21 protein-coding genes are annotated in these 22948 nt (G+C 56.7%); 3 read left to right on the top strand and 18 right to left on the bottom strand.

Annotated elements, in window-relative coordinates; genetic code table 11:
* Window positions 1–196 precede the first annotated feature (196 nt).
* From ISP18_RS09045 to ISP18_RS09015, 7 genes are all read right to left on the bottom strand, one after another.
* Window positions 197–1465: an alginate export family protein gene (locus tag ISP18_RS09045; protein ID WP_380009749.1), complete on the bottom strand. Its 1269-nt coding sequence runs from the start codon at window positions 1463–1465 to the stop codon at window positions 197–199.
* A gap of 258 nt (window positions 1466–1723) precedes the next feature.
* On the bottom strand, window positions 1724–2644 hold the full coding sequence (locus ISP18_RS09040) for a VOC family protein (RefSeq protein ID WP_380009746.1): 921 nt from the start codon (window positions 2642–2644) through the stop codon (window positions 1724–1726).
* A 33-nt stretch (window positions 2645–2677) separates the two neighbouring features.
* Window positions 2678–3112, bottom strand: coding sequence for a DoxX family protein (locus tag ISP18_RS09035; RefSeq protein WP_380009743.1), 435 nt, complete (start codon window positions 3110–3112; stop codon window positions 2678–2680).
* Between the two features lies 1 nt (window position 3113).
* The gene (locus ISP18_RS09030) at window positions 3114–5000 is read right to left on the bottom strand and encodes an amidohydrolase (RefSeq protein WP_380009740.1); all 1887 of its coding nucleotides are present in this window, start codon (window positions 4998–5000) and stop codon (window positions 3114–3116) included.
* A complete protein-coding gene (locus ISP18_RS09025; RefSeq protein ID WP_380009737.1) occupies window positions 4997–5284 on the bottom strand; it encodes a XapX domain-containing protein in 288 nt (95 codons plus the stop codon). Before ISP18_RS09025 ends, ISP18_RS09030 begins: the two co-directional genes overlap by 4 nt.
* A gap of 60 nt (window positions 5285–5344) precedes the next feature.
* Window positions 5345–5998, bottom strand: a complete 654-nt coding sequence (locus tag ISP18_RS09020; protein WP_380009734.1) for a hydrolase — start codon at window positions 5996–5998, stop codon at window positions 5345–5347.
* 61 nt (window positions 5999–6059) lie between these two features.
* Window positions 6060–6881 carry an alpha/beta fold hydrolase gene (locus ISP18_RS09015; protein WP_380010997.1) on the bottom strand — a complete coding sequence of 274 codons (822 nt, stop codon included), beginning with the start codon at window positions 6879–6881 and terminating at the stop codon, window positions 6060–6062.
* A gap of 474 nt (window positions 6882–7355) precedes the next feature.
* Between ISP18_RS09015 and ISP18_RS09010 the strand changes: the two genes are divergently transcribed.
* On the top strand, window positions 7356–7994 hold the full coding sequence (locus ISP18_RS09010; RefSeq protein ID WP_380009731.1) for a response regulator: 639 nt from the start codon (window positions 7356–7358) through the stop codon (window positions 7992–7994).
* 5 nt (window positions 7995–7999) lie between these two features.
* Here ISP18_RS09010 and ISP18_RS09005 read toward each other — a convergent pair whose 3' ends face one another.
* The 3 genes from ISP18_RS09005 to ISP18_RS08995 all read right to left on the bottom strand — a co-directional run bounded on the left by ISP18_RS09005 (window position 8000) and on the right by ISP18_RS08995 (window position 10755).
* Window positions 8000–8824, bottom strand: a complete 825-nt coding sequence (locus ISP18_RS09005; protein ID WP_380009728.1) for a sensor histidine kinase — start codon at window positions 8822–8824, stop codon at window positions 8000–8002.
* Window positions 8825–9120: 296 nt separating this feature from the next.
* Window positions 9121–9441, bottom strand: coding sequence for a sensor histidine kinase (locus ISP18_RS09000; protein WP_380009725.1), 321 nt, complete (start codon window positions 9439–9441; stop codon window positions 9121–9123).
* Between the two features lie 60 nt (window positions 9442–9501).
* Window positions 9502–10755 carry an MFS transporter gene (locus ISP18_RS08995; protein WP_380009722.1) on the bottom strand — a complete coding sequence of 418 codons (1254 nt, stop codon included), beginning with the start codon at window positions 10753–10755 and terminating at the stop codon, window positions 9502–9504.
* Window positions 10756–10986: 231 nt separating this feature from the next.
* Between ISP18_RS08995 and ISP18_RS08990 the strand changes: the two genes are divergently transcribed.
* Window positions 10987–14112: a sensor histidine kinase gene (locus tag ISP18_RS08990; protein WP_380009719.1), complete on the top strand. Its 3126-nt coding sequence runs from the start codon at window positions 10987–10989 to the stop codon at window positions 14110–14112.
* On the opposite strand, the gene ISP18_RS08985 is transcribed toward ISP18_RS08990, so the two are convergent.
* From ISP18_RS08985 to cyoA, 5 genes are read right to left on the bottom strand one after another with little or no spacing between them, the layout of a single operon-like run.
* The gene (locus tag ISP18_RS08985; protein ID WP_380009716.1) at window positions 14057–14596 is read right to left on the bottom strand and encodes a hypothetical protein; all 540 of its coding nucleotides are present in this window, start codon (window positions 14594–14596) and stop codon (window positions 14057–14059) included. The genes ISP18_RS08990 and ISP18_RS08985 overlap by 56 nt on opposite strands.
* Window positions 14597–14636: 40 nt before the next feature.
* Entirely contained in the window at window positions 14637–15026 is a 390-nt protein-coding gene (gene cyoD, locus ISP18_RS08980) for a cytochrome o ubiquinol oxidase subunit IV (RefSeq protein ID WP_380009713.1), read from the bottom strand.
* On the bottom strand, window positions 15023–15640 hold the full coding sequence (gene cyoC, locus ISP18_RS08975) for a cytochrome o ubiquinol oxidase subunit III (protein WP_380009710.1): 618 nt from the start codon (window positions 15638–15640) through the stop codon (window positions 15023–15025). Before cyoC ends, cyoD begins: the two co-directional genes overlap by 4 nt.
* A gap of 24 nt (window positions 15641–15664) precedes the next feature.
* Complete coding sequence (gene cyoB / locus ISP18_RS08970) at window positions 15665–17617, bottom strand: cytochrome o ubiquinol oxidase subunit I (RefSeq protein ID WP_380009707.1); 1953 nt, start codon at window positions 17615–17617, stop codon at window positions 15665–15667.
* A gap of 1 nt (window position 17618) precedes the next feature.
* Window positions 17619–18536: a ubiquinol oxidase subunit II gene (gene cyoA, locus ISP18_RS08965; RefSeq protein ID WP_380009704.1), complete on the bottom strand. Its 918-nt coding sequence runs from the start codon at window positions 18534–18536 to the stop codon at window positions 17619–17621.
* Window positions 18537–19001: 465 nt separating this feature from the next.
* Between cyoA and poxB the strand changes: the two genes are divergently transcribed.
* On the top strand, window positions 19002–20720 hold the full coding sequence (gene poxB / locus ISP18_RS08960; RefSeq protein ID WP_380009701.1) for a ubiquinone-dependent pyruvate dehydrogenase: 1719 nt from the start codon (window positions 19002–19004) through the stop codon (window positions 20718–20720).
* Window positions 20721–20865: 145 nt separating this feature from the next.
* On the opposite strand, the gene ISP18_RS08955 is transcribed toward poxB, so the two are convergent.
* The 3 genes from ISP18_RS08955 to ISP18_RS08945 form a co-directional block, all read right to left on the bottom strand.
* Entirely contained in the window at window positions 20866–21300 is a 435-nt protein-coding gene (locus tag ISP18_RS08955; protein ID WP_380009698.1) for a hypothetical protein, read from the bottom strand.
* Between the two features lie 79 nt (window positions 21301–21379).
* Window positions 21380–22183, bottom strand: coding sequence for an acetoacetate decarboxylase family protein (locus tag ISP18_RS08950; RefSeq protein WP_380009695.1), 804 nt, complete (start codon window positions 22181–22183; stop codon window positions 21380–21382).
* 391 nt (window positions 22184–22574) lie between these two features.
* Window positions 22575–22859, bottom strand: coding sequence for a hypothetical protein (locus ISP18_RS08945; protein ID WP_380009692.1), 285 nt, complete (start codon window positions 22857–22859; stop codon window positions 22575–22577).
* Window positions 22860–22948 lie beyond the last annotated feature (89 nt).

Here is a 22948-nt window from a genome sequence, read left to right as displayed (position 1 = left end):
CGATGCGAAATACCTGCGCCCTCCCCTGCTTGCAGGGGAGGGCTGGGGTGGGGTGAGTACTTGCCGCGGAGTTTCCCACAAGCGTTCCCCCTCCCAACCTCCCCCTGCAAGCAGGGGGAGGTGCCTGACTCCGGCCACCAAGTAAGTGCGAGCAAGTCATCCGCACACACTTGTAGTCAAACGAAACGCTCAATAGTCACCACCCCCAACGAAGTTCAAGCTCAAAGAAGTTGGAGTCGTGGCCGCCTGCATGCCTGAGCGCCTCGGCCACCCAGTATCGATCGAATTCCGCGTCGAACGACAGGCTGCGTGAGACGACCCAAGTTGCCTGAAGCTGAGCGTAGGTACTACTCCGCTTCCCGCCCTCCCCCGCCGTGCCGGGCACGGGGATATCCGGTTGCGCATAGACGGCGTCGTGCGTCGTCTGACGCCATAGCAATCCGACAGCAGCTATCAGTTTTAACTTCTGCAAGGGATTAAGCGTAATGGACGGCTTGGCGTGAATGAAATTCGTATAGCCCGTATAACCAGACAAGGTTACGTAATAGCCGTTCGGAAAGAGCGGATTGAAAGTTCCTACGTGATGATCGGATAGATTGTGGTCGCCGGAAGCGGCGTCCCATTGCAACCCGAAGCGGGGCGTCCATGACAAGTCGGAAAAGGTGTATCCGCCTAGCGATCCAAATGCCCAGGCATCCACGTCTTTTGACCCAATGCTTCCTCCTTGATGCATCCCTTCAATATCCCAATCCAGTCCTCGATAGGTACCGTTGTAGTGTACGTCGACGCTTTGCCGAGTCTCGTTGCCCGAAGCCGCGAGAAAGTGCACGTTGTCTTGTTTGAATTCGGAAAAGCTGACACTCAGCTCGCTCGTCGCACTCATGCGGCGCTGAACACGAACGCCACTGAATGTCAGATGGCGATTGCTGAAGTCGTCGAAATCCGTTTGATTGCGATACTGCACGGGCTGACTGGTAAACCCCGTGAATCGCCAGTCCTTGTTTTCGTAGTCGGCCCAAATCGCATCATAGGCCTGCCGCACGTTCGGACCATCTCTGACCGACACAAATCGCTGGAGATCGAAAGCGATTTCTTGTCGACCTACTCTCAACTTGAATTCGCCATCGCCCAGTTTCGCCTGGGTATCCAGAAAGAATAGACGCAAATCCAAACGATTGGCGTCGACCGGCGACGGGTGTGAAAGCCATGGCGCCAGTGCATTTTCCAATTGCAGGAAAACGCGTGTATTGGCCGTGATGTGAGCGTCGGCATGCAGCTCCAGTCGATGCAGAAGATAGTTCTGATGCTGCCCGCTCGTCACACCGAACAACGGCGGATCGATACTCACAAACCGCTCACGCAACGTCAGCCCGAACGACAGGTAGCTATCCGGATCCGTAGTCGAAAGCGGTATGTATTTCAGCGCATCACCCGGCTCGCGAGGAACACGAGGGTCGGCGAGCACGGACCAATCCTCTTGCCATCGATAAAAGTCGATCGCTGGGCGTTGCGGCACAGACTGACCATCCACAACCTGCGATGTCTGGTCGACGATGGCAGGCGGGCTATCCGCAGCGGAGCACGCCATGGTCAGCAGTAGTAGGCAACCCACCCCCACGGATTACTCCCAAGAACTAACTAAAAAAACCGGCGCGCTTGGAACGCGCCGGCTCTGGCAAGACTTCAACCTAAGCAGTTGCGCAGGATGTCGCCCGGAAGATGCTCAGTGCGTCTTAGGCGCGTGAATCTCGGCGATATAACCACCTGGAAATTGCACGATGGCCGAGCTGCGATCGGAAGCGTCATAGCGTGGCGAAAGGATCTTGGCACCAGCCGCCGTCGCTTTTGCCAGCGTCGCATCGAGATCGCTCACTTCATAGCCGGAAATCTCATGGCCATATGGGTAAGGAAGATGCCCATCGGTCACGTTTACTTGCATCTTTCCGAATCCCGAAACGATGCGAATACGCCGATAGGATTGACCCGTCTTGCCGATTTCGCCGGCATCTGCTTTGCGATCGTCGGAAACGACTTTGCCATGCGAGAAGCGCAGAAAGTCATGCACGAAGGTTTCGGCCGTATCCGCTGAAACGTAGACCCTATTATCAGGAACGGTCTGCAGTGGGTCGTAATGCGGGGCGGTGTCGTGCCAGTACAACTGCATTTTTACACCACCGGGCCATTGGATCACCGCATCCAGGCCGATAGGGTCCTTGAATTTATCGACGATAACCTCCGCGCCAGCAGCGCGCGCTTCCTTAATCGCCTCGTCCATGTCTGTAACGAGATAACCCGTGCGCTCTTGCCCGAATGGATAGGGAATGGGTGTTAGAAATGCGAACGTCGAGAGCGTGCCCGCCGGCGTCCACACATACTGCCCTTCCGTGCTGCTGGGTACGGGCAAGACATTGAACGTGCCGCGCTTGGAAGGTTTACCTCCAAACGTCGCGGTAAAACTGTTGACGAAGGTGTCAAAGTCACCGGGCGCAATGTAGACGTGTGTCGTGTCATATTGCGCGCCCACTGCCACGTCATGTGACGTAGCGGCTTCCTTGGCGTTAACCGGCGCAAGGATCGACGCGGACAAGACCAGGGCGGCCATGGTTGCCGTCCTGAAACCCACGCTGAGCGATCGTGTAAACATGGTAAACCCCTCTTTTAGATTGCGCCCCGTTTCCTATCGGCTCCGGGTCCTGTGTAAATACAACGCCGCGAAAACCATTCCGGCCATCAAGGCGATGTGCTCCAGAAAGCTATTCATCTCCGCAAACCGCTGCGCACCCTCCAGCTTCCAGAAAGCATGGGCCAAGTACGTTGCAATCGCAGTAAATACTGCCAGCGCTCCCGCTCCGAGCCATGCGTAGCGATTGGCGATTATCGCCAGCGAACCACCAAGCTGCACAAGCAACAGCAGGCCATACATCGCCCACGAAGGAGGCAACCCTGTTGCCTGAAACTCGGCCAATGCCGCCACAGGATGAATCAGCTTGTCGATGCCGCTCCACCAATAAGGCAGCGTCAGTGCGATTCTGGCCAATATGTCCGTTCCCTTCCACTCCAGAAGGTTGTGAATCAGCGGGGGCGTGTCACCATGTCGAATCGATGCGGACATGTCAGACCGCCCAGCAAGCGCAGCCCAAAGCGCCCCAAAAGGACTTCAGATCCGCGTCCGATATCGGCAGGTTCGTCGACCACGTACGCGGATGATTGTGCCCATGGATCGCACAGCCGCCACAATCACAGCTATGCATCTGGTTAACCGCGGCAGGCGCCTGATGACTGTCACCCCAAGCCGCATAGCCACCATAACGGCGTACGGGCGACCAGTCTGGCATGGCGGGCGGTATGGGTTGATCGTCGAATGCCTGGAACCCGTTCGCGCCATAGACGACTTTTCCGCCGACGATCGTCAGATCGGAGGTAATGTTGGCAATGTCCAACTCGGCGCACGAGAAGTAGTCCCGGCTTGGCACGATGAGATCGGCCAACTGCCCAACTTTGATCTGACCTTTTGATCCTTCCTCGTTGGAGAACCAGGTCACGTACTGCGTCCACATGCGCAGCGCCGTTTCGCGATCGACACAGTTGTGTTGCGGGTAGATCCGCATGCCACCGACCGTCCGGCCCGTCACGAGCCACGAGAGCGATACCCAGGGGTTGTAGGAGGCAACACGCGTCGCGTCCGTACCGGCCGAAATGCGAACGCCTTTTTCCAGCATACGTGCAACGGGCGGCGTGGCGGCAGCAGCAGCCGCACCATAGCGCTGCACAAAGTATTCGCCTTGATACGCCATCCGGTGCTGGACCGCGACACCGCCTCCTAGCGCAGCAATGCGATCCATCGATCGCTCGGTAATGGTTTCCGCGTGATCAAAAAACCAATGCAGACCTTTGAGAGGAATGTCGCGATTGACCCGTTCGAACACATTGAGCGCGCGCGTGATGGTTTCGTCATAGGTCGCGTGCATACGCCACGGCCAACGATTCTCGGCAAGAACGCGCACCACGTCTTCGAGGTCGCCCTCCATCGACGATGGCATGTCCGGGCGAGGCTGCCGGAAGTCTTCGAAGTCCGCCGCGGAGAACACCAACATTTCGCCGGCACCGTTATGCCGGAAATAATCGTCACCCTGCTTGTACTTGGACATCTTCGTCCAGTTGAGGAAGTCCTCTTTTTCAGCTTTGGGTTTTTGGGTGAACAGGTTGTAAGCAAGCCGAATGGTCAAATGCCCTTCTTCGGAGAGCTTGCGGATCACTTCGTAATCTTCGGGATAGTTCTGAAAACCCCCGCCCGCATCGATGGCGCCCGTCACACCCAAGCGATTCAGGTCACGCATGAAGTGCCGCGTCGAATTGAGCTGGTATTCGAACGGAAGCTTGGGACCTTTCGCCAGCGTGGCATAGAGAATGCCCGCGTTCGGCTTGGCCAGAAGAAGCCCTGTGGGGTTGCCTGCACTGTCGCGCTCGATCTGACCGCCGGGCGGTTCCGGCGTGTCTTTGGTGTATCCCACGGCACGCAAGGCAGCGGCATTGAGCAATGCGCGGTCGTAAAGGTGCAAAAGGAACACCGGCGTATCGGGTGCTACTGCGTTCAGCTCATCAATTGTCGGCAATCGCTTCTCGACGAATTGATGTTCGGTGAATCCGCCCACGACGCGCACCCACTGCGGTGGCGGTGTGATCGCGACCTGCTTGCGCAACATACCCATGGCATCGGCCAGGGAACGCACGCCGTCCCAGCGCAACTCCATATTGAAGTTGAGGCCGCCGCGTATGATGTGCAGATGGTTGTCGATAAGGCCCGGCAACGCAGAACGACCTTTAAGGTCGATCATGCGCGTACCTGATCCGGCCAGCGCCATCACCTCTCGATCGCTCCCGACCGCCGTGAATCGGCCGCGGGCGATAGCCACGGCGGTCGCCGTCGGGTTGCCAGAGTCGAGCGTCGTGAATCGTCCGCCGTGCAAGACGAGTTCGGGTGTTGAGGTGGAGGTACTCATGATGCGTCCCTCTCCTGCTGTGAATCATCACTCGATTTTTTCGGGACTTGCCCGCAAGGCAATTCGCCGAAGACATGCGGTTTGACCTGGTGTCCCACCCAAGCCGCTGTACTGGCTTGCCGGCTCACCACCTGCTTGAACCACGGCGGGATCTGTTCGCCAATGAGAATGCCCAACAGTCCCACCAACGCGATCACCGGAGGTGCTGGCGAGCGCACGTTGATCAATCCGTAAATGATGCCCACCAAAAGGCCGGCACCAAGCGACAACAGATACGGCTTCATGGAGCTTCTCCAACGTGTAACGAAGGATGCCCGAGGTATGTCGTGCCTCACCCCAGACGATCAGGCTTCCTGCGCGTGAAACATCGCCTTAGCGTAGATGACGCCAAGTCCGTAGCTGCCGCCGAAGGTCTTGGCGATACCTGTCGTACTTTCATAGGTTTCCGTACGAGCCCAGTCGCGCTGGAGTTCAAGCAGGTACTGCAGTGCCGTCATGGGTCGAGCGCCCGCTTGTATCATGCGGTCCATGGCGCGATTGTGTGCTTCGGCGGAAACGTCGCCGCATGCATCGGCCACGACGTATACCTCATAGCCCTGCTCCAGCGCCGAAAGCGAAGGGCCGACGATGCACACCGACGTCCACAAACCACCAAAGACAAGTCGTGTCTTGCCGATTGCATTGACCTGCTTGATGACCGCCGCATCCTCCCAGGTATTCATGGAGGTGCGATCGAGCAGCGCCTGGCCCGGAAACGGCTCGGTCACTTCACTGAACATCGGGCCGGAGAAGCTCTTCTCCGCAACGGTCGTCAAAATGGTCGGCACTTTGAAACTTGCCGCGGCGCGGGCAATCAAGGCTGCGTTGTTACGCAGTGTGATGGCGTCGATCGAGTGCGTGGCGAACGACATTTGAGACTGGTAATCGATCAAGATCAAAGTGTGATCTTTCGGCGTCAGCAACTGGGAGCCTGGTACGGGTTTTGCGGTGATAGTCATGACGATGCCTCGATGTTGTGTGGGAAACATGCGGATCAGACGACACTATCGGTCTGCTCGCTCAGCCTCGGATGAAGGCAAGCAAGTCCTCATTGAATTGCTCTTGGTGGGTGGCGGTTAGTCCATGCGATGCGCCGGGATAAACCTTCAGCGTCGTGTGCTTGACGATCTTGGCGGTCAGTCGCGATGAATCATCGATCGGCACGATCTGATCGTCATCGCCATGGATGACCAAGGTCGGCATCTCGATCTTTTTCAGGTCTTCCGTAAAGTCCGTTTCGGAGAATTGCTTGATGCAGTCGTATTGGCCCTTGAGGCCACCCATCATGCCCTGCATCCAGAACGAATCGCGGATGCCCTGACTGACCTTGGCATTGGGGCGATTCGCTCCGTAGAACGGCGTAGTCAGATCTTTGTAGAACTGCGATCGATCAGCCATCACGCCATTGCGAATACCGTCGAACACCGACGTCGATAAACCGCCCGGGTTACTCGCTGTTTTGAGCATGATGGGCGGAACAGCTCCAACCAGCACGACCTTCGCGACACGGCTGTTGCCATGCCTTCCAATGTAGCGCGCCACCTCACCACCGCCGGTGGAGTGACCGACCATGACCATGTTCTTGAGGTCGAGTCTTTCGATGAGCTCGGCCAAATCGTCGGCATACGTATCCATGTCGTTGCCGCTCCAAGGCTGCCCTGAGCGGCCGTGGCTGCGACGATCATGGGCTACCGCGCGATAGCCGTGGCTACCGACGTAGAGCATCTGGGCATCCCACGCATCCGCACTGAGTGGCCACCCATGCGAGAACACAATGGGCTGACCAACGCCCCAATCCTTGTACCAGATGTCGGTCCCATCTTTCGTTTTAATGTGGCTCATAACAACACGTCCGTTCGATGAAGGTGGGAGAGGATTCGGTTTCAGTGCATCAGCTGCGTTCAACAGAGGCGGCAAAGCGAGCGCGGCACCTAACTAGTGCAGCGGCACCCAGCAAGACTCGACACTGAGAGTCGACTTCTCGACCAAGATGCGAAATGCTCACGATGAACTCCCGTGAAGGTGCTTACGCCAAGATGAGTAACTCGAGTGCCCCACGGGTTCGTGCCAGGGGATCGTGATGGCACGTAATATGCCGGGCAACCTCAACCAGCGTTCCATGCGTCTTGACCCGAGATGCGCTGCAATATTTCAGCCTGTTGACGGGCTGCCAACAACCCTTAGTAAAGGGAGAAAAAGATCACCCAGATGGGTGATGACCAGACATGTACATTGTTCTGAGCGCCGGCTTGTGATTGACTTGCAAAGCTCGGAAGCAAAACTGGTGGCGGCATAGCCATTCTCGGAGGCTTGCCTATGAACGTTGAAGAACCCCATACCCCCATTCGAATCATGATGGTCGACGACCATCCACTATTCAGAGAGGGCGTGGCCGCTGTGCTAGCTACGCAGCCGGACATGGAATTGGTGGCAGAAGCATCGGACGGTGAGAAGGCCATTGCCCAGTTCCGAAAATTCCGGCCCGATATCACTCTCATGGATCTTCAATTGCCAGGCATGAGCGGGCTGGACGCTATTCGAAGCATCCTGCATGAACAACCGAAGGCACGGATCATCGTCTTGACGACGTTCCATGGCGACATGCAAGCAACGCGTGCGCTACGGGCCGGAGCCGCCGGCTATCTCATCAAGAGCACGTTGCGCAAAGAGCTACTCTTTACCATCAGGCAGGTACACAAAGGCCACAGGCATGTACCCCTGGAAGTGGCGCGCGTCATGGCCGAATACGCGGCGGATGACATCCTTAGTGTGCGTGAACTGCAAGTGCTTGGTCACGTCGCAGGAGGCTATTCGAATAAGCGGATCGCCACACACATGGGTATTTCAGTCGAAACCGTAAAGACCCACATGAAAAGCATTTTGGCGAAAATCAAAGCGAAAGACAGAACCGAAGCCGTGGTCATAGCCATGCGCCGTGGCTATATCGACGCATAATTCAATCACTTTGTTTTCGTGATTCCAGGCAATAACTGCGTCAATGTCGACCAGCGAGCTGAGCGCCTGATGACATAGGCGATATGGGATGGAACGAGCAACTCGACGGTGGTTCCTTCTCCTTGCCGAGAGGAAATCGAGCAGGTTCCAGCTATGCATTCCGCACGTTCGCGCATGCCCATGAGTCCCCAGTGGCCTGGCTTATGTCCAGCCTTCAGAATCCCAGGATCGATGCCGACCCCGTTGTCTCGCACTTGTAGAAGAAAGTGCTTGGACTCAAAAACAATATCCACGGATATCGTCTTCGCCTCCGCATGACGGAAAGCGTTAAGGATGGCCTCGCGTCCAATGAGATAAATCTCCTCACGAATAACTGGATCGATGTCACGCTTTGTTCCGCGTAAAGCCACCTGAAACTTCGTGGCGCTGTCCTCTTGAAGCTCTCCTCCAAGAGACTCGAAAGCCATCGTGAGATCCTTGGTAGCACCCTCGCTAACGCGCAGATCATGAACCCGATCTCGCCCATCCACCAAGACTTCGTCCGCGCGCGTAAGCGCCTGGTCGATCAAGGTTCGAATAGGGTCACCCTCTGGAATTCTTTCGGCAATGGCTTGAAAGCGAAGGATCAACCCCTGGATGCCCTGGAGCAAGGTGTCATGAAGCTCGCGTGCGATGCGTTCGCGCTCCGCGTGCCGAACCTCCAGTCGGTCACGAAGCTTGGTCACCATTTGCCGGTACCGAAATACCGCAAGGCCAACCACTACCGCCGTCGCCGGTACGATGTAGAAAATCAAATGCCACGTGGTGAGATGTGGTGTCATCGTAATCATGCGTTCGCTGCGGTCGCTGGCGGATGGACCTCAACAGGCACTTGCCGGTAAATGTCGGAGCCTGCTTGTGTTCAACCGCTCGTCGAGCGTTGGCCCATCCTCATACTTTCGTTTGGTGTCAGACTCCCCCTACCGGGGGATTCCAATCAAGTATGGCCGCAATGGCTGATTCTTGAAAGCTACTGGAGCAAACGAAATGGCGCACGCTAAATGAAGATAATCGTCTTCGCCGGCGATCGTGCCGACATCCCGGATCATCAAGTACGCGTATGACTCCGTTCCTCTAGCAGGATGACTCACTCATCAGCAGTTCGGGCGCCTGAACCAAAAAAAAATCTAGTCTTCGGAGATGCTGCGTAGGCGATGCGTGCGGGTATGCAGAGCGTGACGCGAGTTCCTTTCCCTGATGGAGACTCGATGGAGAGTTTCGCCGACATCTGTTTGGCGCGCTCGCGCATACCCATCAAGCCCCAGTGTCCCGGCCGCTCACCTGCATCCAGGATGGCTGGATCAATGCCCGCGCCATCATCGTGTACCTCTAAAAACAGTGCATCGCGGCGATAGTCCAAACGAACGGTCAACAGATTTCCGCCGGAATGCGCATAGGCGTTACACATAGCTTCCCTTCTGTGTAACGAGCGTATAAAGAGGCATGCGTTTGTTGACCTCAACGTTTCTCAGTTATCGATCGCCTTCCTTCCCGTCTCGCGTAACGTCAGCGAGGCCAGCAAGGCCAGTGCGATGACACCTACCCAGAACAATCCGGACTGAAAGAAATGAAACTCGGGATTGATCGCAGGTGAGCCTAATGTTTTTCCGAAATGACTGGAAAAGATCGGTCCTAGCAGCGCTGTAACACTAAAAGTGATGAAGTTGATGGCACCGGTTGCGCTTCCCTTGACGTTGTCCGGATTGACCTCTTTGATGATCGTGTAAGGAATCATCGCCGCTCCGGACGAGATGCCGAACACAAGCAGCGTGACCCAGTTCGGCAGAACGCCGGGAAGAAACGTCAGCTGCAAAGCACATGCAAGCATGGCGCATACGCCGATAAGTAGCGCCACCTTTCTACGATGCAAGGCATCGGCCAGCCAGCCAAAGAGCGGACAGCCGAAGACCCAACCGAAGGGCACCATCGAGATGGCAAAAACAGCGTCGTGGTAGTTGAATAATCTGTCTTCTTGAAAGAAGCGTACGCCCCACACCATGTCCCCGATCGTCGTTGGAGCAAATAGAAGCCCTGAAACGATGCCACAGATGTATGACTGCGGATTGCTGAGCACGACTTTATAAGGCGTAAGGAAACTGCGCTTTTCGCCGGCCGCGGCCACATGCGTTTCGCGTGGCGTCACGAGTAGCAGGCCCACCGCAACCAGCAGCACCACGATGCCCACTCCCGTCCAGAATTGACCGGTACTGACAATGCCATGAATAAGCGGCCCTACGGCGATTTGCCCCATGGTGCCGCCAAGCATGCCGAAGCACTGCGTGAACCCGATTGCCGTCGCGAGCTTCTTTGCAGAGAAACCGTGCGACGCAAGGTACACCGCACCCGTGAACGCAAATGCCGAGCCAGCCCCCTGCAGGAGGCGCCCGATGCCGCCCATTGATGCCTGAGGAATGCCGAAAAGCAGACAGCCCACCGCAAGCAGCGCCATGCCCGCTGGCACGACGTAACGGGCACCGAAACGATCGAGAAGGATGCCCGCGACCAAACTGGTCGTGGAATACGTGTAGTAGTAGTAACCCAAGATGGCGCTGACGCCGAGGGCGGTAACACCAAATGCCTGCGAAAGCTCGGGAATCATCACGGCTGGCGCGGATCGCGAGGCGTATTCCAGAAAATAAAAAGCCGCCGCGAATCCCCAGGCTATGGCATACGCGGTTTCAGCCCTTCGCGGCGCTCGAACAACTGCGGCTCTGACGCTCATTGGAGGCACCTTGGTTGTCTGCCAGCTCCCCTTCCACTGTATCGATCACCCTACGCTCCTTCGCCCCCCAAATGGGTAGTTATGCGTCTCAACCCATGACTGCTTTATCCAATTTGGGGCATGCTTGTCCAACCACGTCCGGCTTGCCCGGCAGGACGTTTGTTTTTCTGGGACTTTCTCAGCTTTCGCTAGGCGACAAGCGGCTTGCGACCGCTAACGAGCATATATTTAATGGGTTGGCGTATTCTTCGTTATGGCTCCATGGGCATGCATCCCATCGGCAAAAAGGCCTTCATGTTGGCCTTGGGATGGATCAGCGGCCAAGCCCAGCAACTGCGTTCATTCCTTGGCTGCATGCTGCTGGCTGGCCTTTTTCTTCCCCAAACAGCGCTGCCCGCCGAGCCACCGCACGTCGTCATCTCCCTGTCTTCACAAACGCCTTACCGGTTGCAGCTGAGTCAACTCCAGCACCGTGCCTATCTATCCCGGGATGGCGCCCCCGCAAGCGGCACGGCAATCGCGCAGACACCGGATGGCTTTTTGTGGTTTGCAACCCAAAATGGCTTATACCGATTTGATGGAGAGCACTTTGATAACAGTGTGACTCGCTTATTGCCTACCACGAGCATTTTCTCCCTTTACGCAGAGCCGAACGGCGACCTGTGGATTGGTTACACATTCGGTGGCATCAGCTTGCTACATGACGGGAAGGTATCGAACATTCCCTCCACGGCCCTCCCCGGTGGAAGCGTCATAGGTTTTGCGCGGGCCGCCGACAATACGCTCTGGATTGCAACGACACGCGGTGTCGCTCGGCAAAGAGGCGATCAGTGGGAAACGGTTGGTCCGTCTCTAGGCTATTTAGACCATCATCCGCAATGGTTCGGAAAGATTGACGGAGAGATCTATCTCTTCGATACCGACACCGCTTACGTACTCGACGAGCGCAGCAATCAATTTCAATCTGTCGACTTTTTGCAAGCCAAGCGCGATCTTATCGGCCTTCCCGCCGGCATGGCTTTAAAGAAAAGCTATCCCTACTGGGCAAGCTTGCGCGATCCATCGGGTGCTTTGTGGTTCACGCGTGAAGATCAGGGCGGCATCACTCGAGCGCATTGGAGCGATGGAGATAGCTCGCCCTCCTCCGAGGAACACTTCGATCGACGTGATGGATTGACCGGCCAATTCGCGCTCTTTTATTTCATGGACCGCGAATCAAACGTCTGGGTGGCAACTGAAGGCGGTGTCGACCGCTTTTCGGTCGGGAAATTTACGCCAGTTCGCTTCCCGAACAACTTCCCGAATGACGTGACTAACATCACCATCGCTGCCGATGCACTTGGCGGCATATGGGTGGGCAGCCTTCGGGAATATGGTTTGTACATCAAGGGCGACCAGGATCCTGTCCGTATTGCCGGCTTTGGCCTCGGTGCAGACTGTTCAGCGGTGGACAGCCATGGCGTCGCCTGGATGCCCGGAAGAAGTGATCTGGAAACCTACGATGGTTCGCACGTTGAGCACGTTCCTCCGCCTCCCGGCACCCTGGTTGACGACCATGGCGGGCAAGGACTGCAGGCCTGCCAAGGTATCGCGAAAGATGCAGCGGGTGACGTGTGGGTATCCCTCGTCAAAGTGGGGGTCTTCAGGCTGTCCAAGGGAGCCTGGACTCTCAACGGTGGCCTGAAGGATTTGCCGGAAGGGGCCGCCATTCGCGTCCTTAGCGATGAGTCTGGCCGCATCTGGCTTACCTACCCCAGCAACCGCATTGCGGTTGTCGATCGCGACCGCGTCAAGCTCTACAACACGACGAATGGCCTAAACGTCGGGAACGTGTTTGCTCTCCACGTGCGCGGTACGCACGCTTGGGTCACCGGCGACAATGGCGTTGCCTACCTGTCCCCCTCAGGCACATTCACGAGCTTGGTAGGCGCGGGTGACAACACCCTTCGAGGCATGTCGGGTGTTGTTGAAACGCGAACGGGCGAGCTATGGCTCAACGGGCCTGATGGCGTATATCGGATAGGCGCTGACGAGATTGCAAAATGGCTCAAGCAGCCAGGCTATGCGCCAAGCTACGAACTCTTCACGCAGGCGGATGGCATTAACGGCGTTCCGCTTCCCATTCGTCCCGGCCCGACGATGGTCGAAAGCACGGACGGGCGCATATGGGTTGTGACCAAGCAGAATCTTTCCTGGATCGATCCGGCTCACATCCGGCGCAATACGATTGCACCAGACGTTTCGATAAGCACCCTGGCATCGGGAAATTCCAGCTGGCCAGCAGCATCGGTACCATCGTTACCGCCAAGTACGCAGGGTATCCACATCGCTTATACCGCGCCCTCGCTGTCCATGCCGGAACGTGTGCATTTTCGTTATCGGCTCAAAGAGGTGGATGACGAATGGCAGGACGACGGAGGGCGACGCGAGGTCTTCTATACCCATATGCAGCCCGGCAGCTATCACTTCGAGGTCGTTGCGCTCAACGAAGACGGCATAGCCAGCCCGCAACCTGCCACTTTGAATTTCACGATCATGCCGGCCTTCTACCAGACACCCTGGTTCAAGGTATTGATGGCTTGTGTTGCCGTGCTTGCCCTGTCGCTGATCTACATGCTCCGCCTCAGGCTCGTCGAACGGCGTTACCAGTTACTTATGGAAGAACGTTTGTCCGAACGCGAACGCATTGCACGCGACCTGCACGACACGCTTCTTCAGGGCATGCAAGGCATGCTCCTGCAAATCGAGGTGCTTTCACGCAGCCACGATCTATCGGTAAACCAGCGGCTACGAATAACCGGGATCGAAGAGAAAATGCGGGGCGTCTTGACGGAAGGACGCGACGCCATCAACGAGCTCAGAGTGGCTACATCCGGGTATACGGACCTGATTGAAAAGTTGGAAACCATCGGTAACGACGCTGCCATCCATTCAGCCATGCACTTCTCCATTCGAGTCGATGGCAAGTCTCGTGCGCTTCGTCCCTGCGCTTGCGAGGAGGTCATCGCGATTGTACGTGAAAGCGTCATCAACGCTTTCAAACATGCCGAGGCCGAATGGGTGGTTGTGTCGGTCAATTACACACCAAAAGCCTTCATCGTGGACGTTACGGATAACGGCATCGGCATTACCGAAAAGAAGATCCAGGAACAGCAAAAGGCTGGACATTGGGGCGTAGCGGGCATGCGCGAACGTGCATCGCAACTTGGAGGTCGACTGATCATCCGAGGCGCCAACCCGCGAGGTACCACGGTTGAACTGACTATGCCCGGGCACGCCGCTTATGCAACCCACTCATCCGTCATGCGTCGCTGGCTTCGGCGCTGGACGCTCGCTGGTCGCGATGGCTATCGGTAGCGATTCCGCGGCGGTTGATATTTAAATCAGTACGGCCAAATGGGTTACGCATGACACCATCGAGTTCAGCCCGACATGCCTCCCCAAAATCGTGCAGAAAATCCATACCCCCTTGCTCGGCAAAAAGCTTCAGTTCGTGCAACGTTTTGTTCGGCTTTAGGTAGGTATCGACGATGGTATCCATGGCGCGCTCGGCAGCCATCAATACCGCTGGCGAAGCCGTGAGACGTATGCGAGTGACCAATGCATACAATTTCACCAGCTGGGTAACATCGTCATTGCCGCGCACCAGGGCATCGCCATAGAGCCTTGAAGCCTCAGCGATAAAGGCATTGAAAAGCGTCTCGCGCCGTTTTCGCTCAGCCTCGCGATACTGATACGTAAGTTGTGTGTGTAGAGTGAGCCAAGAGCTGGCAAAGGAGGTCAAGCCACCGATTCCCGCACCGGTAAGCCCCGCTAGAGCGGATATGTAGGCGGTATTCATGGCGGCACCGATGTATCACAGGGGCGATGGAGCATAGTCGCTAGCGCTGCATACTCATCACGCGCTCCATAGGTGCCATGTTGGCGGCCAGGTGCGACATGATCCACAGGGAACCCGCCACAACGATGGCGATGATCAACATAGTGGCGGCAAACGCAAGAATATTCGTTTTCTGCTCGGGCGCCGTATTGATGTGCAGGAAGAAGATAAGGTGCACGAGCATCTGCGCAATAGCGAGCACGACTAGCGCCGCCTCGATGCTGAAAGGCGCCATATTCTTCACCGGTGCGATGGCGAAAGCCGCGATGGTCAAGCCGATGGCTAACACATAGCCGACGACATAACCGCGCCACGTACCGTGATTGCTATGCGTTTCGAGACCCGGGGTCCATCGATTCGCGCGACGCGGGTCATGCAGCTGGTTCGTCATAGGTAGCCTCCGATCAGATACACAAAGGTGAAAAGCGCGATCCATACGACGTCGAGCACGTGCCAGAACAGGCTGAAACACAGAAAGCGACGGATGATGGCCGGCGTAAAACCGCGCCCGAGAAATTGGACAAGCAACACAGACAGCCACAGCAGTCCACAGGTGACATGGATGCCGTGCGTACTCACCAGCGTGAAGAACGACGATAGAAAGGCGCTACGGTCAGGCCCTGCCCCTCTGGCAATCAAGTCTGAGAATTCCCGCACTTCCAGCGTGATAAACATCGCGCCCAGTACACCGGTTACCAGAAAGCCGGCCAGCGTCATGAAACGATTGCGGCGATCGCATGCCAGCATGGCCATGCCGCAGGTGAAGCTGCTGGTCAGCAGGCACGCTGTTTCAATGAAAGCGTTCCGCGCGCTGAAAAGTGCATGGCTGTCCGGTCCGCCATCGGTGGCGCCACGAAGTACCGCAAACGCGGCAAACAGCGCGGCGAACAGTATTCCATCGCTGAGCAGGTAGATATAGAAACCGAAACCGGTAACATGCTGGCGTGTCGGTAACGCTGCGCCCTCTTCCGGATAGGCATCTATCGTGGCCGCTTCCACTGACATTGGGAATTCTCCTGATTTAGCTGACTAGAAGCTTGCGCGCTCGAGGCGGGCGATGTCCGACGGCCTCAGCTCATATTCGTCGTGCTCATCCCACGACCACCAGGCCAGCAGCATGATGAACGCACACAGGGCGAGCACGCCCATCCACCAGATGTGCCAGATCATCCCGAATCCCCCGATGACGGCAAAAAAGCTCATGACAAAACCAAGCCCAGAGTTCTTGGGTATATCGATAGGCTCGTAATTCCGGTGCGGAGGCACATCCGCATCCTGCTTTGCCTCCCAGTACGCATCCAGCCCTTCCACTTTCGGAAGCAGCGCGAAGTTGTAGGCGGGCGGCGGCGATGTCGTGGACCACTCCAGCGTGCGCCCGTCCCATGGATCGCGGGCATCCTTGCTAAGCTGATCGCGCTTGCGAATGCTCCATACCAGCTGCGTGATCTGCAGCAGAATGCCTATCAGAATGCACACCGCGCCACATTCGGCTACCAGCAGGTAAGGCAGCCAGGCCGGATCGTCGTAATGGTTCATGCGGCGCGTCATGCCCATGAAGCCCAGCGCATAAAGCGGCATGAAGGCCAGGTAGAAACCCACCAACCAGAACCAGAAGGCTGCTTTGCCGAGCCCTTCGTGCAGCCGAAATCCAAAAGCCTTGGGGAACCAGTAAGTCAGGCCCGCAAAGCAGCCGAACACGACACCGCCGATGATGACGTTATGGAAGTGCGCGATGAGAAACAGGCTGTTGTGCAACACGAAGTCCGCCGGCGGAACCGCCAACAGCACGCCCGTCATGCCGCCGATGGTGAAGGTCACCATGAACCCGATGGTCCACAAGACCGGCGACGTGAAACGGACGCGGCCGCCATATATCGTGAACAGCCAATTGAAGATCTTCACGCCCGTGGGTATCGCGATAACCATCGTGGTAATGCCGAAGAACCCGTTGACGTCGGCTCCTGATCCCATCGTGAAGAAGTGATGCAGCCACGTTGTAAATGCCAATAGCGTAATCACCATCGTGGCCACCACCATGGACCGGTAGCCGAACAGCGGCTTGCGCGAGAAGGTGGCGATAACTTCGGAGAAGACGCCGAAGGCCGGAAGGATCAGGATGTAAACCTCGGGATGTCCCCACGTCCAAATAAGGTTGATGTACATCATGGGGTTGCCGCCACCGTCATTGGTGAAGAAATGCATCCCCAGATATCTGTCCAGAATAAGCATGGCGAGCGTCGCCGTCAGGACGGGAAAGGCTGCAACGATCAACATGTTGGCCGCCAAGGCGGTCCACGTGAACACCGGCATTTTTGACAGCGTCATGCCAGGCGTTCGCAGCTTCAATATGGTGGTGACTAGGTTTACGCCCGACAGCAGCGTGCCGACACCCGAGATTTGCAGCGACCACAAGTAGTAATCAACACCAACACCCGGGCTGAATGAGAGCTCAGATAGCGGCGGATAAGCCAACCAGCCGGTACGGGCAAACTCACCTACACCCAATGAAATATTGATGAGCAGCGAACCCGCGGCGGTGAGCCAGAAACTGACCGAATTGAGCACTGGAAAAGCGACATCCCGCGCACCGATTTGCAGCGGCACAACGAAGTTCATCAGACCAACCACGAACGGCATGGCCATGAAGAAAATCATGATGGTGCCGTGCGCCGAAAAGATCTGATCGTAATGCTCGGGTGGCAAAAAGCCATGCGCGTTGCCGCTGGCCAGCGCCTGTTGGGACCGCATCATGATCGCATCGCTGAAACCGCGCAGCAGCATCACCATCGCCAGCAGCGTGTACATGATGCCGATGCGCTTGTGGTCGACGGTGGTCAGCCACTCGGTCCACAGCCATGTCCATTTGCGCTTGTATGTAATCAGGCCAAGAATCGCCAGGATGCCGATGATGATCACCAGGCAAGTGCCCATGATGATCGGCTGATCGAACGGGATAGCCTGCAGCGTTAGTTTCCCAAACATATCAGTGCTCCGAAGGGACTGCAGTTAGCGTTGCGCTGGATGGGCTGGGCGATTGGGCTTCGGTAACAACGACTCGCTTGGTTGAACTATCGATCGCATGGGCAAACAGCTCTTGCGTTATGGAGGAGTAGTAGGAAACGCCGCCTGTACTGTGCTTGGCGACGAGTTGGTTGTAGGCCACGTCATCCAGCCGCATACCGCCGGCTTTGGCGTGATCGATCCAGGCGTTGAATGTCTTCTCGTCGGTTGTCAGCACCTGAAAGTGCATGTCGGAGAAACCGTCGCCGCTGAATTGTGCGGACATGCCTCGATAATTTCCCGTCTCATCCGCCAATAACGACAGCTTTGTTTCCATACCGGGCATCGCATAAATCTGACCGCCTAGCGCAGGGATGAAGAACGAGTTCATCACCGTTGCAGAGGTGAGCCGCAGAGAAATCGGCGTGCCTACCGGAATGGCCAACTCGTTGATGCTGGCAACGCCCTGGTCGGGGTAAATAAACAGCCAGCGCCAATCCATCGCCACCACTTCAACTGTTACTGGCTTTCGGTTCGAGGCAAGCGGCCGGTAAGGGTCGAGCTGGTGCGCTCCGACCCACGCAAGGCTGCCCAGGAACAGGATGACCAATAACGGAATCATCCATATCGAGAATTCGACATGACCGGAATACTCCCAGCGCGGACGATACTTCGCGCGTGCATTGCCGGCGCGAAACCACCATGCAAACCATAACGTCAGAAGAATGATGGGCGTAATGACCATCAGCATGGGTATCAATGCTTCTAGCAGCAGTTGCTTCTCCTGCGTGCCGACTGGCCCTTTGGGGTCCAACACGCCTTCGCTGCAGGCGGATAGCCATGTGCAAGCGATAGCGGCACTTGCCCTGAGTGCTAGCTTTGGCCAATTCAACAACGGCATGCTCGATCTCCAAAACATTGCACATAAATTCCCGCACGCCGCCACGTTGATCCGAACGATCCAGGTGGCCTCGAGAGAACGAAGCCGTAGCAACGCTCCTTACGCGTGAAGGCTTTTCGTTGAAAGCCAATCCGCGCGACGGTTATGGGTGAATGAACGATACGTGGCCACGTCCCAGCGTTCTTGGACAAAAGCGTTCGGTAAGGAACAGATACGACGTCGTGTCCCCCTTCTTTGCCGGTTTGCCGCACAAGGTTTTGGTGACGCTGGTGCTTGACGGGGAGATATGGATTTCGTCCATAGCCGATCAGACACGTACAAGCCACGCAGCTCCTAGAGCGCTAACGTCGTAACTACCTGTCGGCGTTCCTATTGCACGGTTGATCGTCGATACGCCATGCGACATCCACTTTTCATGCTCCTGGCAAGTCGCGCCTCAACTTCATAACCAGAGAGATCGCTATCATGGCCATGTCCTCCGCTGAATATGTCGCCAAGGTCCTTGAACTGGCTGGTGTCAGACACGTCTATGGCGTCGTCGGCGATTCGTTGAACGGTCTGACCGACGCTTTTCGCCGCAGCTCAGTCGAGTGGCTCCATATGCGTCACGAGGAGGCCGCGGCGTTTGCCGCCGGCGCCGAAGCCCATTTGACGGGTGAGCTAGCCGTCTGTGCCGGCAGCTGCGGTCCCGGCAATCTTCATCTCATCAATGGCTTGTTCGATTGCCATCGCAGTGGCGTGCCGGTGTTGGCGATCGCCTCGCATATTCCCAGCAGTGAAATCGGTATCGACTACTTTCAGGCCACGCATCCGGAAAATCTTTTCAAGGAGTGCAGCCACTACGTAGAACTCGTCTCCAATCCCAACCAGCTGCCACAGGTGCTTGGTCGGGCCATACGCGCAGCAGTGGCGCGGCGCGGCGTGGGCGTAGTGGTTATTCCCGGCGATGTATCACTGAAAGAAGCCGTCGCTGAAGTGCCCCGCTGGGTTGCGCCGGCGAAACCGATCCTGCACCCGTCCCTTAAGGATCTGAAGCGACTGACCAATCTGCTCAAGGATGCCACACGGATCACTATCTTCTGCGGTGCAGGTTGTGCGGGCGCTCACGATGAGGTCGTGGAATTGGCTCGACGGCTAAAAGCACCCATCGTGCACACGCTGCGTGGCAAAGAGTACATGGAATATGACAACCCCTACGACGTCGGCATGACGGGCCTTGTCGGCTTTTCATCGGGTTATGCCGCGATGAAGGATTGCGATACGTTGCTGTTGCTCGGCACGGACTTTCCGTATCGTCAGTTTTTTCCGAAGCACGCAAAAGTCGCCCAGATCGACGTCCGCCCCGAAGCGCTGGGCAATCGCTGCCCACTCGACCTTGGCCTGATCGGCGACGTCCGCGAAACATTGCAAATTCTTCTCCCATCGATTCCGGAAAAAACAGACTCCAGTCACCTTGACGCCGCCCTCGCACACTATGGGAAGGCGCGCGAAGGGCTCGATGAACTCGCTGAGCCTAGGCACGGAAGCGACGTCATTCATCCCCAGTACGTGACGAAGCTGGTGAGCGAACTCGCCACGGAGGACGCCATCTTTACCTGCGACGTGGGTACGCCGATTTTGTGGACGGCGCGCTACCTGAAAGTTAATGGGAAACGCCGAATCGTCGGCTCGTTCAATCATGGCTCCATGGCGAATGCGATGTTGCATGCCATCGGCGCCCAGGTCGCCTTCCCCGATCGCCAGGTGATTTCCATGTCAGGCGACGGCGGCTTTGCCATGATGATGGGTGAGTTCCTCACGCTGACGCAGCTGGAACTTCCGGTAAAGATCATCCTGCTGAATAACGGCACATTGGGCTTCGTCGAGATGGAGATGAAGGCCAACGGCTTTCTCGATTCCGGCTGCGATCTGATCAATCCCAACTTTGCTCAAATGGCCAATGCCGTTGGAGTGAAAGGCATCCGAGTAGAGCGCTCCGAAGACCTTCGCTCAGCACTGATCGAAGCGCTTTCGCACGACGGTCCTGCCCTGGTCGATGTGGTCAGTGCAAGGCAGGAACTCGCCATGCCGCCGAAGACGACGTTCGATGAGGCTTATAAGTTCGGTCTGTTTATGCTCAAGGCGGTGCTCGACGGACGCGGCAGTCAGTTGGTGGATCTGGCGAAGGTAAATTTGCTGCGTTGATCCTGAGAATGGCCAAGCACCACCCTAAGGGCGGTGCTTGATATGTGTGCCAGTGCAGATTTGTCCGTCACCCCGGCGCACGCCGGGGCCCGGTGACTTTGACAACGTGCAAGCAACTGAAGCCCGGCTGTTGCCGGGACGTAGATCAACGACTTGCGTTTCTGGCCCAAAGCTCGCCGAACAGGTACGTACCCAGCCATACACCCAATCCCGCTGCCATGGGCATTTCCCAACTGCATTGATGCGTGGCGTCAAGCACGTCCACGAAGGCACACCCCAGGCCACTCAGCATGAGCGACTCGGCGATCAGCAACCCCCATTGCAAGGGTTGATGTAGTGCCAAGGGATTCTCAAGCCAGTTTGGATGTCGCCAGTGCGCCGATGATCCTGGAATCATGCGCTGATACTGCAGTACAAAGCATGTCACTGCCATGGCCGATGCGACAACACTCGGCACCAGCCAGACACTGGCAAATAGGTAGTCTGCGTGTATATGCATGACGCCATGGCAGATCGCAAGCGCCATGGCAATCAACACCACGGCGCGCAGCGCAACCCAATTCGCAGATCGCGTTGGCATGATGGCTTACCTGTTCATTCGGGTGACGGCCTCTCATGGAGAAGCCGATAGCCCTCAATGAAGTTGAAACAGACCGATGTCATTTAAAAGAATGGTCGACAAGCGTCTTGAGATCGGTCACGGAGTACGAAACTGACATGCGATAACCGTTTCCGCATCGGATGGGCGCGAGGTCTGCAATTTCCTCGTTCTGGCACACAGGTAACGTCAGCTCGCCCTTACCCATCCATGCATCGGCCACGCTGAAATGGTCCATGACGGACTCCACCAATTCATGCACGGCTGGACGTTCCCACTGCCCTGCGGCCAGTCTCGGGAAGTGGCGCAGATTGACGGTAGGACGCGAGCCCAGGGCAGCAGCATCCGTCACAGCTTTTTCAAGAGTAACCGTGCCCTGCGCAATCCGTTGTCCGGCTGCCGAAGCGCTCGCACCGAAACGGCTTCCAGATACGAGTTTGGGGGACGCGATGCCATTAACGGCAAATACGCGGGTCTGATAAATCAAGCCGTGCCGTTTCGGAAAGCCCTGCGTCCAGCCACGCGCAATCGCAGCGTCATTGTCGACGAAGATATACGGGCAGAACGCAACAGGTTTATCTTGAAACAGGGCGTCAACCAGGATGAAGAACTCCCGGTATTGGTACCTCGCCGGATCCAGCAGTTCGTCATGCTCACCCGTGAACTGCCAATCGATGAAGTACGCCTGGGCATGCCCTTCCGCCTTGACGTCGGGTTGCAGTTCATCCGGCAGGAGAGCCGCTACGGCTTCCGGGCGCGCCCAGAAATCGATGATGAGGAAATCGCCGGCATAGTGCCACGGAGGTGGCGGCGAGATAGTGGAAAGGCCGCGCGGCGCAAGGGGGACGAAAAAGTTGCTTTTCATATGATCATTCCTGGAAATGAAATGTCAGATAAGACGGCATTCGATCTCGTGGCCATCACCAGGGTTGATTCACTTTAATGGCATGGCCGCGGTAAAAGTGACTATGGCATTCGCCGATCAGCCGATCTTGGACAAACGTGACGAGATAAGCCGAAAACACGCGTTACGCAGAAAACGTCCGATCTCGCCTCGTCGTCATTCCGGCGAAGGCCGGAATCCAGTCTAAATACGCGTCCGAAGGACACAAAACTGCTTTTGAGTGCTTCGCACAACGTATTGAAACTGGATTCCGGCCTTCGCCGGAATGACGGTGAGGGAGAACCGGACCTTTTCTCCAGGTTGTCACGAATAATGAAAAGCTCAACAGGTCAAAACCCCATGGAAACGCCGATCAGAGCTCATGCGTTCCGCACAGGCTTTCCACCACTTCCCAGAGGCGATCTGCTTCCCCATCGGCGATGACTTGGTAAGCGTTTCTTCCTTCCAGGTTCCGGTGGCGCATGCACATCCACCACACGGCGCGTGTCCTGTCGCCCAGGCCGATGACCAGCATGTTGGAAAAATCGCTCAGCCGCTCTTCCAGCATGGAAAACGCCGTGAATGCCACTTGCTCGCGTGCGGCCTGGATTTCTTCCAGCCTTTCGCCCATGCCCTTGAACGAATCTACACTGCGCATATGCAAGGACCTTTTTTCAATCGCGTTCACCGCGCAGGATGGAACGTAGGAAGCCGATCAACAGGTCTGCACTGTCCTGTGTGACAAGC

The organism is Dyella humi, assembly GCF_044904605.1.
Classification (GTDB): Bacteria; Pseudomonadota; Gammaproteobacteria; order Xanthomonadales; family Rhodanobacteraceae; genus Dyella_B; species Dyella_B humi.
This window is presented reverse-complemented; position numbering and strand designations above follow the sequence as displayed.